At 74.9% G+C, this 15225-nt stretch carries 12 protein-coding genes; 1 reads left to right on the forward strand and 11 read right to left on the reverse strand.

Translation table 11 applies throughout. The features are described 5' to 3' along the window. Nucleotides 1-84: 84 nt before the first annotated feature. The 11 genes from def to folC all read right to left on the reverse strand — a co-directional run bounded on the left by def (nucleotide 85) and on the right by folC (nucleotide 12509). Nucleotides 85-567: a peptide deformylase gene (gene def, locus ACI79R_RS23790; RefSeq protein ID WP_456576167.1), complete on the reverse strand. Its 483-nt coding sequence runs from the start codon at nucleotides 565-567 to the stop codon at nucleotides 85-87. Between the two features lie 13 nt (nucleotides 568-580). Next, nucleotides 581-1702 carry a glutamate 5-kinase gene (gene proB, locus ACI79R_RS23795; RefSeq protein WP_456576168.1) on the reverse strand — a complete coding sequence of 374 codons (1122 nt, stop codon included), beginning with the start codon at nucleotides 1700-1702 and terminating at the stop codon, nucleotides 581-583. Beyond that, on the reverse strand, nucleotides 1699-3174 hold the full coding sequence (gene obgE, locus ACI79R_RS23800) for a GTPase ObgE (RefSeq protein WP_456576169.1): 1476 nt from the start codon (nucleotides 3172-3174) through the stop codon (nucleotides 1699-1701). The genes proB and obgE overlap by 4 nt, the downstream gene beginning before the upstream one ends. A 119-nt stretch (nucleotides 3175-3293) precedes the next feature. Beyond that, nucleotides 3294-3551 (reverse strand): 50S ribosomal protein L27, encoded by a 258-nt coding sequence (rpmA, locus tag ACI79R_RS23805; protein ID WP_456538170.1) that lies wholly within the window; start codon nucleotides 3549-3551, stop codon nucleotides 3294-3296. A 7-nt stretch (nucleotides 3552-3558) separates the two neighbouring features. After that, complete coding sequence (rplU, locus tag ACI79R_RS23810) at nucleotides 3559-3870, reverse strand: 50S ribosomal protein L21 (protein ID WP_456576170.1); 312 nt, start codon at nucleotides 3868-3870, stop codon at nucleotides 3559-3561. 190 nt (nucleotides 3871-4060) lie between these two features. After that, the gene (locus tag ACI79R_RS23815) at nucleotides 4061-7237 is read right to left on the reverse strand and encodes an Rne/Rng family ribonuclease (protein WP_456576171.1); all 3177 of its coding nucleotides are present in this window, start codon (nucleotides 7235-7237) and stop codon (nucleotides 4061-4063) included. A 264-nt stretch (nucleotides 7238-7501) separates the two neighbouring features. Next, the gene (locus ACI79R_RS23820; RefSeq protein WP_456576172.1) at nucleotides 7502-8263 is read right to left on the reverse strand and encodes a TIGR03936 family radical SAM-associated protein; all 762 of its coding nucleotides are present in this window, start codon (nucleotides 8261-8263) and stop codon (nucleotides 7502-7504) included. A gap of 3 nt (nucleotides 8264-8266) precedes the next feature. Beyond that, nucleotides 8267-10195, reverse strand: coding sequence for a TIGR03960 family B12-binding radical SAM protein (locus ACI79R_RS23825; protein ID WP_456576173.1), 1929 nt, complete (start codon nucleotides 10193-10195; stop codon nucleotides 8267-8269). A 114-nt stretch (nucleotides 10196-10309) separates the two neighbouring features. Then, a complete protein-coding gene (gene ndk, locus ACI79R_RS23830) occupies nucleotides 10310-10720 on the reverse strand; it encodes a nucleoside-diphosphate kinase (RefSeq protein WP_456576174.1) in 411 nt (136 codons plus the stop codon). A gap of 11 nt (nucleotides 10721-10731) precedes the next feature. Beyond that, entirely contained in the window at nucleotides 10732-11139 is a 408-nt protein-coding gene (locus ACI79R_RS23835; RefSeq protein WP_456576175.1) for a DUF4233 domain-containing protein, read from the reverse strand. Then, nucleotides 11136-12509, reverse strand: coding sequence for a bifunctional tetrahydrofolate synthase/dihydrofolate synthase (gene folC, locus ACI79R_RS23840; protein ID WP_456576176.1), 1374 nt, complete (start codon nucleotides 12507-12509; stop codon nucleotides 11136-11138). The genes ACI79R_RS23835 and folC overlap by 4 nt, the downstream gene beginning before the upstream one ends. A 42-nt stretch (nucleotides 12510-12551) precedes the next feature. On the opposite strand from folC, the gene valS reads away from it, so the two are divergent. After that, nucleotides 12552-15137 (forward strand): valine--tRNA ligase, encoded by a 2586-nt coding sequence (gene valS, locus ACI79R_RS23845; protein WP_456576177.1) that lies wholly within the window; start codon nucleotides 12552-12554, stop codon nucleotides 15135-15137. Nucleotides 15138-15225 lie beyond the last annotated feature (88 nt).

The raw sequence follows: 15225 nt of genomic DNA on the forward strand, positions 1-15225 counted from the left end.
CCCCCGCCCCCCCCCCCCCCCCCCCCCCCCCCCCCCCCCCCCCCCCCCCCCCCCCCCCCCCCCCCCGCCCCCCCCCCGGGGCGGTCAGCGGGAGCGCAGCGCCCGGAGCGCGGCCTTGCGGGCCTCGCCCTGCAGCCGGTCGAGGAACACCTTGCCGTCGAGGTGGTCGACCTCGTGCTGGAGGCAGCGCCCCATGAGGCCGGTGCCGGCCACCCGCACCGGCTCGCCGTGCACGTCGAAGCCCTCCACCACGGCGCTCATCGCGCGCACGGTGGGGGCCCAGATGCCGGGGATCGACAGGCAGCCCTCGTCGCCGTCCTGGGTCTCCTCGGAGAGCTCGACGATGCGGGGGTTGACCACGTGCCCGATCCGGCCGTCGACGTTGTAGGAGAAGACCCGGGCGCTCACCCCGATCTGCGGCGCGGCCAGCCCGGCCCGGCCGGGGTGGTCGACGGTCTCCTCCAGGTCGCGGACGAGGGCGGCCAGCTCACGGTCGAAGGCCCGCACCTCGTCGGCGGGCGTGCGGAGCACCGGGTCACCGAGCTCGCGGATGGGGCGGATCGTCACGCCAGGCAGTCTGTCAGCCGGGCATCCGGCGGCCGACCAGCACCATCTCGTCGCGGTGCACGACCTCCCGCCGGTACTCCGGGTCCAGCTCGCCGGTCTTGCGGCCGAACAGCGCCGGCAGCTCGCGCGCGTCGTAGGCGACCAGGCCGCGGGCGACGACGGCGCCGTCCGGGCCGACCAGCTCGACGGGGTCGTCGGCCAGGAAGTCGCCGGTCAGCCCGGTGATGCCGGCGGCCAGCAGCGAGGCGTGCCGCTCGCGCACCGCCCGGACGGCGCCGTCGTCGAGCAGCAGCCGGCCGCGCGGGCGGCTGGCGTAGCGCAGCCAGAACTGGCGGGCGCTGGGCCGGCGGCCCGACGGGGTGAACAGCGTGCCCACCCGCTCCCCCGCCAGCGCGGCCGCGGCCCGGGTCGTCGAGGTGACCACGCAGGGCACGCCGGCGGAGGCGGCGATCTGGGCGGCCTCGACCTTGGTGGCCATGCCGCCGGTGCCCACGCCGTTGCGGGTGGCCGAGCCGAGGGTGACCGCGGCGAGGTCGCCGGGCTCGCGGACGGTGTCGATCAGCTGCGCGGGGCCGGTGCGCGGATCGCCGTCGTAGACGCCGTCGACGTCGGAGAGCAGCAGGAGCGCGTCGGCCTGGGCCACGTGCGCCACGAGCGCGGCGAGCCGGTCGTTGTCGCCGAAGCGGATCTCCTCGGTGGCGACCGTGTCGTTCTCGTTCACGATCGGCAGCACGCCGAGGGTGAGCAGCCGGTCGACCGTGCGGTGGGCGTTGCGGTAGTGGCTGCGCCGGGTGAGGTCGTCGGCGGTCAGCAGCACCTGGCCGACGGTGACCGCGTGCTGCGCGAACGCGTCGGCGTAGGTCTGCACCAGCCGCGCCTGCCCGACGCTGGCCGCGGCCTGCGCCGTGGCCAGGTCGCGCGGGCGGCCCTCGACGCCCAGCGGCGCCAGGCCGGCAGCGATCGCGCCGGAGGAGACCAGCACGACCTCCCGGCCCTCGGCGCGCACCGCGCCGAGGACGTCGACCAGCGCACCGAGCTTGGCGACGTCCAGCCCGCCGGGCATGGTCGTCAGCGACGACGACCCCACCTTGACCACCACACGGGAGGCGCCGGCGATCTCGGGGCGGGCGGTCACGGCTGCCCGTCCTGGTCCGGGAGGTCCTCCTCGGTCCACGTCTCGGTCATCTCGTAGGGCACCCGGCGGGCCTTCTTCGCCGCCAGCCGCTCGGCCGCGCGCACGCGGTGCGGGGCGTCGATCCGGCTGTCGGTGCCGCGGCCGCCGAGCCCGGCGGTCTCCTCGACGGTGAGGGTGCCGGCGGGCAGGGTGGGCGCGAAGTCGAAGACGACGTCGCCGATGGTGATCGCGTCGCCCTCGACGGCGCCGGCCTCGGCCAGCGCGTCCTCCACACCGAGCCGGTTGAGCCGGTCGGCGAGGAAGCCCACGGCCTCGTCGTTGGTGAAGTCGGTCTGGCGCACCCAGCGCTCGGGCTTCACGCCGCGGACGACGAAGCCGCCCTCGTCGTCGCGCTCGACGGTGAACCCGGAGTCGTCGACCGCCCGCGGGGTCAGCGTGACCCGCACCGGCTCCGGCGGCGGCAGCGTGGCCCGGTGCTGCTCGACGGCGGCGGCGAGGGCGAAGCCGAGCTCGGCCAGCCCCTCCCCGGTGGCCGCGGACACCGCGAACACCTGCAGGCCTCGCTGCTCCAGCGAGGTGCGCACCAGGTCGACCAGGTCGCGGGCGTCCGGCACGTCGATCTTGTTGAGGACGGCGATCCGCAGCCGCTCGACCAGGTCGTCGCGGTACTCGGCCAGCTCGTGCTCGAGGGCCTCGATGTCGCTCTCCGGGTCGCGGCCGGACTCCATGGTCGCCATGTCGACCACGTGCACGAGGACCGCGCAGCGCTCGATGTGGCGGAGGAACTCCAGGCCCAGGCCCTTGCCCTCGGAGGCGCCGGGGATGAGCCCGGGCACGTCGGCCATGGTGAAGGCGACGTCGCCGGCGCGGACGACGCCGAGGTTGGGCACCAGGGTGGTGAACGGGTAGTCGGCGATCTTCGGGCGGGCCGCGGACATCGCCGCGATCAGCGAGGACTTGCCCGCCGACGGGAAGCCGACCAGGCCGACGTCGGCGATGCTCTTGAGCTCGATCACCGCGTCGAAGGCCTCACCGGGCTCCCCGAGCAGCGCGAAGCCGGGCGCCTTGCGGCGGGAGTTGGCCAGCGCGGCGTTGCCGAGCCCACCCCGGCCGCCGGCGGCCAGCACGATGCGGGTACCGGCACCGACCAGGTCGGCGATCACCCGGCCGTCGGGCGTGCTGACCACGGTGCCGGCGGGGACCCGCAGCACGCGGTCCTCACCGCGGGCACCGTTGCGGTGGCCGCCCTCCCCCGGGCGGCCGTTGCCGGCCTTCTGGTGCGGGCGGTGGTGGAAGTCCAGCAACGTGTGCACGTTGGGGTCGACCTCGAGCACGACGTCACCGCCGTTGCCCCCGTTGCCGCCGTCGGGCCCGCCGAGGGGCTTGAACTTCTCACGGTGGATCGACGCGACCCCGTGCCCGCCGTTGCCGGCGGCCACGTGGACGACGACCCGGTCGACGAATGCGGCCATGTCCTCCGGGCGGCCTGGACCGCCCTCGCTCCTACCTGCTCAACGCCGACGAGCGCACGGGCCGGTCGGCCCGTGCGCTCGTCGACATGGTGTGTGGCCCTACGAGAGGGTCCTGTGTCTCAGGCCTCGACGGCGGTGATGGAGACGGTCTTGCGTCCCCGCCGCGTGCCGAAGGTCACCGCGCCGGGCTCGAGCGCGAACAGCGTGTCGTCGCCGCCGCGGCCGACGCCGAGACCCGGGTGGAAGTGCGTGCCGCGCTGCCGGACGATGATCTCGCCCGCCTTCACGACCTGGCCGCCGAAGCGCTTGACGCCGAGGCGCTGCGCGTTCGAGTCACGACCGTTGCGGGAGGACGAGGCGCCCTTCTTGTGTGCCATGTCGTCGTCAGCCCTTCGTGATGTCGCGGACCACGACGTCGGTGAGGGGCTGACGGTGCCCCTGCCGCTTGTGGTACCCGGTCTTGTTCTTGAACTTGTGGATGCGGATCTTCGGGCCCTTGCCGTGGCCGACGATCTCGCCGGTCACGGTGACGCCGGCGAGGGCGCCCGGGTCGCTGGTGACGGTGTCCCCGTCGACCAGCAGCAGGGCCGGGAGGGTGACGGAGTCGCCCGCCTCACCCGCGAGACGGTTGACCGTGAACCGGTCGCCCACGGCCACCTTGTGCTGCCGGCCACCGGCCTTCACGACTGCGTACACCACTGACTCCTCGATCGCTTGCTCGTGTCCTGTCCTGGGCGCACCGTGACGACGGGCGCCTGATGCGGGACGGGCTGCGCTGCCTCGCAGGCGACACCGGTAGGTGTCCGGCCCGGGGCGGTGCAACCCGACCAGCGTACCCGAGCCCCCGGCACCGGGTCGAACGCGGTGCCGGGGGCCCGGGTGGGGCTCAGCTGGCCGGCGGGCCGGCCGGGCGGCTGGCGGCGCGGCGCCGGCGCGGGCGGGCGGCGCCGACCGCCGCACCGCTGCCGTCGTCGGCCACGGGGGTCTGGGAACCGGCCGCCGGGGCGGGCTCGACGGCCGGCACGCCCTCGTCGTCGGGCCCGGCGCCGGGCGGGACGTCCTCGTCCTCGTCGGCGACCGGCGCCTCGGCGGCCGCCTCCTGCGGGGCGGCCTCCTGCTCCAGGGCGACCTCGGTGTCGGGACCGGTCTCGACGGCCACGACCGCCGGCGCGGTGCCCTCGTCGCCGGTCTCGGTCACCGGCGCGGAGCCGACCTCGACGACGTCGGTCCCGGGGGCCTCGGTCACCGGCGCCTCGGCCACCGGCGCCTCGGCCACGGGGGCCTCGACCTCGGGGGCCTCCGTCTCCGACACGTCGGTCGCCTCGGCGTCCTCCGCCCCGCCCCCGGCGGACGCGTCGAGCACGGCGGCGTCCTCGGCCGCCCGCTCCTCGCCGGACTGGCCGCGGTTGCGCCGGCCACGGTTGCGGCGGCCGCCGGAGCGGCTGCCCTCGCCGGGCTCCTGCGCCGCCGGGACGGTGGCCTCGGCGGCCGCCGGCTCCTCGGTGGGCTCGGCCGGGATGTCCTTGCGCTCCTCGCGCCGGTCCCGCCCCTGCTCGGAGCGGCCCTGCTCGGAGCGGCCCTGCTCGGAGCGGCCCTGGTCGCGGCGCCCGCCGCCGGAGCCGGAGCCCCCGGAGCCGGAGCCGCCGCCGTTGCCGTTCCCGCCGCGGCGCTTGTCGTCCACCGGGTCGAGGTGCACCAGCACGCCGCGCCCGCGGCAGTGCTCGCACGGCTCGGAGAAGACCTCCAGCAGGCCCTGGCCGACCCGCTTGCGGGTCATCTGCACCAGGCCCAGCGAGGTCACCTCGGCGACCTGGTGCTTGGTGCGGTCCCGGCCCAGGCACTCGGTGAGCCGGCGCAGGACGAGGTCCCGGTTGCTCTCCAGCACCATGTCGATGAAGTCGATGACGATGATGCCGCCGATGTCGCGCAGCCGGAGCTGGCGGACGATCTCCTCGGCCGCCTCCATGTTGTTGCGCGTGACGGTCTGCTCGAGGTTGCCGCCGGAGCCGGTGAACTTCCCGGTGTTGACGTCGACCACGGTCATGGCCTCGGTGCGGTCGATGACCAGCGAGCCACCCGAGGGCAGCCACACCTTGCGGTCCAGTGCCTTGGCCAGCTGCTCGTCGATGCGCAGGTCGCGGAAGACGTCGCCCTCGCCGGTGAACCGGGTCAGCCGGCCGGTCAGCTCCGGGGAGACGTGCGCGACGTAGGCCTCGACGGTGTCCCACGCGTCGTCGCCCTGGACGACGAGCTCCTTGAAGTCCTCGTTGAAGACGTCGCGGATGACCCGGATGGCCAGGTCGGGCTCGCCGTAGAGCAGCGTCGGCGCGCTCGAGGTGGTCTCGGCCTTCTTCTGGATGACGTCCCACTGCGCCTGCAGCCGGGCGACGTCGCGGGTGAGCTCCTCCTCCGAGGCGCCCTCCGCGGCGGTCCGGATGATGACGCCGGCGTCCTCGGGGACGATCTTCTTGAGGATGTCCTTGAGCCGCTGCCGCTCGGTGTCGGGCAGCTTGCGGCTGATGCCGGTCATCGACCCGCCGGGCACGTAGACCAGGAACCGGCCCGGCAGGTTGATCTGCTGGGTCAGCCGGGCGCCCTTGTGGCCGATCGGGTCCTTGGTGACCTGCACGAGCACCTTGTCGCCGGACTTCAGCGCGGTCTCGATGGAGCGCTGCTTGCCCGACAGGCCCGCGGCGTCCCAGTTGACCTCGCCGGCGTAGAGGACGGCGTTGCGGCCCTTGCCGATGTCGACGAACGCCGCCTCCATGCTGGGCAGCACGTTCTGCACCCGGCCGAGGTAGACGTTGCCGGCGAACGAGGTCGCCGAGGCCTGGGTGACGTAGTGCTCGACCAGCACGTCGTCCTCGAGGACGGCGATCTGGGTGCGCTCGCCGCGCTGGCGGATGACCATCTTGCGGTCGACGGCCTCGCGGCGGGCCAGGAACTCGGCCTCGGTGAGGATCGGGGCACGGCGCCGGCCGGTGTCGCGGCCGTCGCGGCGGCGCTGGCGCTTGGCCTCGAGCCGGGTCGAGCCGGCGACGCCCTTGACGTCGTCGTCGCTGGTGGTGCGGCCGTTGCGGCCGGCCCGCTCGGGGCGGTCGTCGTCGTCGGGGGCGGAGTCGGTGCTCCCCTCGCTCCCGCGGCGGCGGCGGCGCCGGCGCCGGCGGGTGCTGGAGCCGCCCTCGGCCTCGTCGGTGTCGCCCTCGTCGGAGTCGGTGTCCTCGCCCTCGGGGGACTCGTCGTCCTCGTCGGCGGCGGCACGCTCGCCGCGGTCGGCGTCGTCGCCGGTGCCCTCGGTGTCGTCGCCGTCGTCGGCGTCGCCGTCGTCGCCGGTGCGGCCACGGCCGCGGCCACGGCGGCCGCGCCGCCGGCGCCGGCTGCCGCCGCCGGACTCGTCGCGGTCAGCGCGCTCGTCGCCGTCGGCGTCGGAGTCGGCGTCGTCCTGGTCGGTGTCGTCCCGGTCCTCGTCCTCGGCCTCGGGCGCGGCCGGCTCCCCGTCGGCCGGCGCACCACGGCGGCGGGAGCGGCTGCGCCGCGAGCGCGGTGCGGGCGCGTCCTCGTCGGCGTCGTCGCCGGCCGGTGACTCCTCCGGCTCCTCGAGCGCGGGCGACTCTGCCTCGGTGCGCCGGCTGCGCCGCCGCGGCGGCGGGGCGATGTCGGCCTCGCTGGGCGCGACGAAGCTGACGAAGGCCGGCACGAACGGCGCCGCGGGCGGCGGCGGGGTGTAGGCCTCCGGATCGGCGGCGGCCACCGGGCGGGTGGCCCGTCGGCGCGGGCGGGCGACGACCGCGGTCGGCTCGGGCGAGCTGAACTGGGCGCCGAAGCGGGGGCCGGGCTCGTGCTCGGGTTCCGGCTCGGGCTCGGGGTCGGCCGGGACCTCGGTGGAGCCGGGCGCGACCGCCTCGGTCTCCGGCTCCTCGGCGGCCTCGTCCTCGGTCTCGGTCGGCTCCTCGTCGGCCGGGGCGCCGACCGAGGTGCCGGCGGGATCCGCGGGCGCGGGGCCGGTCTGCTCGGCCGGCTCCCCGGTCGTGGTGGGAGTGCTGTCGTCGGTCTGGTCGGCCACGAGGGCTCGCCTCCTGTGCGGTGCTCCCGGGCGCCGATCGAACTCGACTGGCGGCCGCGCAGGAGCACGGGTTGGGCGGGCCGGGCGTCCGCACGGGTTGCGGCGGGAGAGCCCGGCCTGCGAAGTCTGGGTGCCGGTTCCCGCGCGACGGTTGCCGCGGCCGGGAGCCGGGTGGAGCAGGTGCGGTGGTGCAGGTCTGCGGTGGTGCGGTCCGGGGTGCGTCACGTCTGGCAGCCGTGGCGCGCGACGGCGCGGGGTCCGCGGTCAGACCGTGGCGTGCTCCCCCTGGCAGCGGGCCGCACGGTCAGGACCGAGCGGGTCGGCCACGGAGCCGGTGTCGTCGAGCCGGCCCTGCGCCTCACGCACGGCCCGTGGGGGCGACGGCGGGCGCAGGTCGGCGACGGCAGCCAGTGCAGCCAACACGTCGTCGGGTCGAACGGCGGGCGTCACCTGCCGGACGACCACGGTCAGTATGGCACAACCCGCTACGCCGGACGCCGACGCGCGGGCAATCGCGGCGCGGGCGTCGATGTCGCGCGGGCCGTTCTTGGTGCGCTTGGAGACGACCACCTCGTCGCGGGCCAGCAGCTCGGCCACGGCCGCGGCGAGCTCCTCCGGCTCGACGCCGGGCAGCTCCAGGCGCCAGCGGGCGGCGTCGATCCGGTCGGCCAGCGAGCCGCCGCCCTCGGCGGCCTCCACGCACTCCAGGACGTCGATGCCGGCCGGCAGCGCGGCGTCCAGGGCGGCGCGCACCTGCTCGGGGTCGCGCGGCTCGGCCAGGCCGATCTCCAGGTACTCCGCCTCGCTGGCCGCCCCGGTCGGCGCCGCGCCCACGTAGGAGATCTTGGGGTGCGGGGTGAAACCCGCGGAGAACGCCATCGGCACACGGGCCCGGCGCAGCGCGCGCTCGAGCGCGCGGGCCAGGTCGCGGTGCGAGGCGAACCGCAGCGGGCCGCGCTTGGCGTAGCGCAGCCGCAGCTTCTGCACGGTCGGCGGCGGAGGCGGGCCCTCCGGGGAGCGGGCCACCGGTCAGCGACCGACGACGGTCAGCGGGAGCAGGCTGCGCCCGGTCGGCCCGATCTGGATCTCGGTGCCGTTGGTCGGGCAGACGCCGCAGTCGTAGCAGGGGGTCCACCGGCAGTCGGCGACCTCCTGCTCGGCGAGGGCCTCCTGCCAGTCCTCCCAGAGCCACTCCTTGTCCAGCCCGGAGTCCAGGTGGTCCCAGGGCAGCACCTCGTGCTCGGTGCGCTCGCGCGTGGTGAACCAGTCCAGGTCGACGCCGAAGGGCGCCAGCTCCTCGGCGGCGGCGGTGGTCCACCGCTCGTAGGAGAAGTGCTCGCTCCAGCCGTCGAACCGGCCGCCGTCCCGCCAGACGCGCTCGATGACCCGGCCGACCCGGCGGTCGCCGCGGGACAGCAGTCCCTCGATCACCCCGGGCTTGCCGTCGTGGTAGCGCATGCCGATCGACCGGCCGATCTTCCGGTCGGCGTTGATCGCCTGGCGCAGCACCCGCAGCCGGTGGTCGATGGTCTCGGCGCTGGCCTGCCCCGCCCACTGGAACGGCGTGTGCGGCTTGGGCACGAAACCGCCGATCGAGACCGTGCAGCGGATGTCCTTGCGGCCGCTGGCCTCGCGGCCGGCGCGGATGACCTCGGTGGCGAGCTCGGCGATCTCCAGGACGTCCTCGTCGGTCTCCGTGGGGAGCCCGCACATGAAGTAGAGCTTCACCTGCTGCCAGCCGTTGGCGTAGGCGGTGGTGACGGTCTTGACCAGGTCGTCCTTGGAGACGGTCTTGTTGATGACCCGGCGGATCCGCTCGCTGCCGCCCTCGGGGGCGAAGGTGAGCCCGGAGCGGCGGCCGTTGCGGGAGAGCTCGTTGGCCAGGGTGACGTTGAAGGCGTCCACCCGGGTCGAGGGCAGCGACAGGCCGGTGTTGGTGCCCTCGTAGCGGTCGGCGAGCTCCTTGGCCACCTGGCCGATCTCGGAGTGGTCGGCGCTGGACAGCGACAGCAGCCCGACCTCCTCGTAGCCGGTGGCGCGCAACCCCTGGTCGACCATCGAGCCGATGCCGGTGATCGTCCGCTCGCGCACCGGGCGGGTGATCATGCCCGCCTGGCAGAAGCGGCAGCCGCGGGTGCAGCCGCGGAAGATCTCCACACTCATCCGCTCGTGCACGCTCTCGGCCAGCGGCACCAGCGGCGTCTTGGGATAGGGCCACTCGTCGAGGTCCATCACCGTGCGCTTGCCGATCCGCGCCGGGACGTCGTCCCGGGTGCGGGTGACCGCGGCGATCGCGCCGTCGGGGCCATAGCTCACCGCGTAGAAGCGCGGCACGTAGACGCCGTCGACCCGGGCCAGCCGGGCCAGTAGCTCCTCGCGGCCACCGGGGCGGCCCTGCGCCTTCCACGCGGCGACGACGTCGGTGATGTCGCCGACGGCCTGCTCGCCGTCGCCCAGGACGGCGCAGTCGACGAAGTCGGCGATCGGCTCGGGGTTGAACGCCGCGTGCCCGCCGGCGACGACCACGGGGTGGGTCTCGTCGCGGTCGACCGCGTGCAGCGGGACGCCGGCGAGGTCCAGCGCCTCGAGGAGGTTGGTGTAGCCGAGCTCGGTGGCGAAGCTGACGCCGAGCAGGTCGAAGTCGCGCACCGGGCGGTGCGCGTCGACGGTGAACTGCGGGACGCCGTGCTCGCGCATCAGCGCGGCCAGGTCGGGCCAGACGGCGTAGGTGCGCTCGGCCAGGGCGTCGGGGCGCTCGTTGAGCACCTCGTACAGGATCATCAGGCCCTGGTTGGGCAGGCCGACCTCGTAGGCGTCGGGGTACATGAGCGCCCAGTGGACGGCGACGTCGTCCCAGGCCTTGACCTGCTGGTTGAGCTCACCGCCGACGTACTGGATCGGCTTCTGGACCTGGGCCAGCAGGGGCTCGAGGACGGGGTACAGCGTCTGACCGTTCATGACGCGTCCAGGGTAGACGGCGCCGCGCGGGTCTCTCCCGGTGCGAGGCATAGGAGGCTTTGCGCACGCTCCGGCGGCCGGGGCGTGCGCAAAGCCTCCGATGCCTCAGGGGACTCAGCCCAGGTCGGGGAAGAACAGCCCGATCTCCCGCGCGGCCGACTCCGGCGAGTCCGACCCGTGGACGATGTTGTTCTGCACCTCGAGGGCGAAGTCGCCGCGGATGGTGCCGGGGGCGGCCTTGACCGGGTCGGTCGCGCCGGCCAGCGCGCGGAAGGCCTCGATGGCCCGCGGGCCCTCGACGACCAGCGCCAGCAGCGGGCCGCCGGTGATGAACTCGACCAGCGAGCCGAAGAACGGCTTCTCGCGGTGCTCGCCGTAGTGCTCCTCGGCGGTCTCGCGGGGCAGGGTGCGCAGCTCGGCGGCGACCAGGCGCAGGCCCTTGGCCTCCAGCCGGCTGATCACCTCGCCGACCAGTCCACGGGCGACGCCGTCGGGCTTGACGAGGACGAGAGTGCGTTCGGTCACGGGGCGGCAGCCTACGGCGTGTCGCCGCCGGGCCGGTCGGCGTCCTCCTCCGGAGGGGCCGGCGGCTCCCCGAAGACGGTGCCCAGCAGCTCCTTGCGCACCTGCAGCAGGTACAGCCAGATGAGCACGAAGATGCCGCCGACGATCCACATCACGCTGTTCATCAGGCCGGTGAGCAGCACCGGCCCCTGCAGCACGGTGCCGATCAGCAGCCCCTGCGGACGCCGCTGCACGCCGCTGGCCAGGATCAGCAGGACGGCGAGCACCAGGAGCACGGTGAGCCGGAAGCCGGTGAGCCCCGACCCGCTCTGGGCGATCCCCCGCGGCACGAAGAGGACGGCGGTCCCCTCCAGCAGCAGGACCGCGGCCGCCGAGCCGCGCAGCGCCCGCCCGGCCCGCACCGGGTCCGGCGCGGTCACGAGCGCCCGGCCAGCAGCGTGCGGGCCTCGCCGGCGGTGATGACGCTGCCGGTGACCAGCACGCCGGAGCCGCCGAGGGCGTCGTCCGGACCGGCCTCGGCGAGCTCGATCGCCGACTCCAGCGCCTCGGGCAGCAGCGGGTGCACGCTCACCCGGTCGGCACCGAAGACGTCGACGGCGAGGGCGCCGAGCTCGTCGGCCGGCATCGCCCGCGGCGAGCTGTGCTGGGTGACGACCAGCTCGGCGCAGACCTCCTCGAGCGCGGCGAGCATGCCGGCGACGTCCTTGCCGCGCACGCAGCCGACCACGCCGACCAGCCGGGTGAAGTCGAAGGACTCCCGCACCGCCTCGACGGTGGCGGCCATGCCGGCGGGGTTGTGCGCGGCGTCGACCAGCACCGTCGGCGAGGTGCGCACCCGCTCCAGCCGCCCCGGCGAGCGGACGGCGGCGAACGCGCCCCGCACCGTCTCGACGTCGATCGGCCCGGTGGCCGCCCCGGCGCCGAGGAACGCCTCGACCGCGGCGAGCGCGGTGGCCGCGTTCTGCGCCTGGTGGGCGCCGAACAGCGGCAGGAAGACCTCCTCGTACTCGCCGCCCAGGCCCTGCAGCCGCAGCTGCTGGCCGCCGACGGCGACCTTGCGGTCGAGCACGCCGAACTCGGTGCCCTCCCGGGCCACGACCGCCTCGACCTCGACCGCGCGACGCACCAGCGCGTCGAGGGCGGCCGGCTCCTGGTGGGCGAGGACGGCGATCGCGTCGGCCTTGATGATCCCGGCCTTCTCCCCCGCGATGGTGCCGACGTCGGGCCCCAGGTACTCGGCGTGGTCCATCGCCACCGGCGTCACGACGGCGACGCGGGCGTCGACCACGTTGGTCGCGTCCCACCGGCCGCCCATGCCGACCTCGATGACGGCGACGTCGACCGGGGCGTCGGCGAACAGCGCGTAGGCCAGCCCGACCATCACCTCGAAGAACGACATGGGGTGCTCGCCGGCGGCGTCGACCATCTGCACGTAGGGCGCGATGTCGTCGTAGGTCTCGACGAACCGCTGGGCGCTCACCGGCTCGCCGTCGAGCACCACGCGCTCGCGCATCGTCTGCAGGTGCGGGCTGGTGAACCGGCCGACCCGCAGGCCGAAGCCGCGCAGCAGCTCGTCGACCATGCGGGCGGTGGTGGTCTTGCCGTTGGTGCCGGCCACCTGGATGACCGGGAAGGCCCGGTGCGGCGAGCCGAGCAGGTCGACCAGCGCGGTGATGCGGGCCAGCGAGGGCTCGAGGCGGGTCTCTGGCCAGCGCGCGAGCAGGGCGGCCTCGACGCGGGCGAGCTCGGGATCTGCGGGGGAACGCCCGTCCGGACCGGGATTGCTCATCCGTCCCAGGATGCCAGCCGCGGACTTCCTAGGATGTCGGGCATGGTCCCCGACACCCTGACCCCGGACGCCGCTGCCCCGGGAGCCGCCGTCGGCGTACCGGACAAGCCCTCCCTCGACGGCCTCGAGGAGAAGTGGACCGCCCGCTGGGCGGCCGAGGACACCTACGCCTTCGACCGGGCCGCGGCCCTGGCCGCTCCGCGGGAGCAGATCTACTCGATCGACACCCCGCCGCCGACGGCCAGCGGCTCCCTGCACGTGGGCCACGTCTTCAGCTACACCCACACCGACATCGTCGCCCGCTACCAGCGGATGACCGGCAAGCACGTCTTCTACCCGATGGGCTGGGACGACAACGGGCTGCCGACCGAGCGGCGGGTGCAGAACTACTACGGCGTCCGCTGCGACCCGGCGCTGCCCTACGACCCGTCGTTCGAGCCGCCGACCAAGCCCGGCAAGGACCAGCAGCCGATCTCCCGGCGCAACTTCGTCGAGCTGTGCGAGCGGCTGACGGAGGAGGACGAGCGGGCCTTCGAGCAGCTGTGGCGCCGGGTGGGCCTGTCGGTCGACTGGTCGATCGTCTACCGCACGATCTCCGAGACCTCCCGGGCCACCGCGCAGCGGATGTTCCTGCACAACCTGGCGCGCGGCGAGGCCTACGCCCAGGAGGCGCCGACCCTCTGGGACGTCACCTTCCGCACCGCCGTCGCCCAGGCCGAGCTGGAGGACCGGGAGCGCCCCGGCGCCTACCACCGGATCTCCTTCTCCGGTCCCGAGGGGCCGGTCTTCATCGAGACCACCCGCCCCGAGCTGCTGCCCGCCTGCGTCGCGCTGGTCGCCCACCCCGACGACGAGCGCTACCAGCCGCTGTTCGGGACGACGGTGCGCACGCCGCTGTTCGGCGTCGAGGTGCCGGTGGTCGCCCACCGCCTGGCCGAGCCGGACAAGGGCTCGGGCATCGCGATGATCTGCACCTTCGGCGACCTCAACGACGTCACCTGGTGGCGCGAGCTGCAGCTGCCCACCCGCGCGGTCATCGGCTGGGACGGCCGGTTCGTGCCCGACGCCCCCGCCGGGGTGCCGGCCGCCGTCTACGCCGAGCTGGCCGGCAAGACGCCGTTCAGCGCCCAGCAGCGGATCGTGGAGCTGCTGCGCGAGTCCGGCGACCTGCAGGGCGAGCCCAAGGCGATCACCCACCCGGTGAAGTTCTTCGAGAAGGGCGAGCGCCCGCTGGAGATCGTCACCACGCGGCAGTGGTACATCCGCAACGGCGGGCGGGACGCCGACCTGCGGGAGGCCCTGGTCGCGCGCGGCCGGGAGATCCAGTGGGTGCCCGAGCACATGCGGCACCGCTACGAGAACTGGGTCGAGGGCCTCAACGGCGACTGGCTGATCAGCCGGCAGCGGTTCTTCGGCGTCCCCTTCCCGGTCTGGTACCGGCTGGACGAGAACGGCGAGCCCGACTACCGGGAGCCGCTTCTGGCGCCGGAGTCGGCGCTGCCGGTCGACCCGAGCTCCGACGTCCCCGAGGGCTACACCGAGGAGCAGCGCGGCGTGCCCGGCGGCTTCATGGCCGACCCCGACGTCATGGACACCTGGGCGACCTCGTCGCTGTCGCCGCAGGTGGCCTCGGGCTGGGACACCGACCCGGAGCTGTTCGCCGCGGTCTTCCCGATGGACCTGCGGCCGCAGGCGCACGACATCATCCGCACCTGGCTGTTCTCCACCGTGGTGCGCTCGCACTACGAGCACGGCACGGTGCCGTGGACGCACGCGGCGATCTCCGGGTTCGTCGTCGACCCCGACCGCAAGAAGATGTCGAAGTCCAAGGGCAACGTGGTCACCCCGGTCGACGTGCTCGAGCGCTACGGCACCGACGCGGTGCGCTGGCGTGCCGCCGGCGCCCGGCCGGGTGCGGACTCGCCGTTCGACGAGGCGCAGATGAAGGTCGGCCGCCGGCTGGCCATCAAGATCCTCAACGTCGGCAAGTTCGTGCTGGGCCTGGGCGCCTCGGCGTCGCTGACCGCCGAGCAGGTCACCGAGCCGATCGACCGGGCGCTGCTGGCCGGCCTGGCGTCGGTCGTCGAGGAGGCCACCGCGGCGCTGGAGGCCTACAACTACACCCGCGCGCTCGAGGTCGCCGAGGCGTTCTTCTGGACGTTCTGCGACGACTACGTGGAGCTGGTGAAGTCCCGCGCCTACGGCACGGGCGCGGCCGCGGAATCCGCGCAGGCGGCGCTGGCGGTGGCGCTGTCGGTGCAGCTGCGGCTGTTCGCCCCGGTGCTGCCGTTCGTCACCGAGGAGGTCTGGTCCTGGTGGCAGGCCGGCTCGGTGCACCGCGCGACCTGGCCGGCGACCGGTGAGCTGCCGGGCGGTGGCGAGCCGGCGGTGCTGACCGTGGCGGCCGAGGCGCTGGCCGCGGTGCGCAAGGCGAAGTCCGAGGCCAAGCAGTCGATGCGGGCCGACGTCGAGTCCGCGACGGTCACCGCGCCGGCCGAGCAGGTGGCGCTGGTCGAGGCGGCCCGCGCCGACCTCACCGACGCCGGGCGGATCGCCGAGCTGTCGGTCGTGGCCGGCGAGGGCCCGCTGACCGTCGACGTCGTCCTCGCGCCGCCGGCCGAGGGCTGATCCGCTCCCCGGGGGGGCGCCCGGGGGGGGGCCCGGGGGGGGGGTGGGGTCCAGGGGGGGGGGGGGGGGCCAGTTACGGGGCGGCAGC

The sequence above is a fragment of the Blastococcus sp. SYSU D00820 genome (assembly GCF_054050695.1).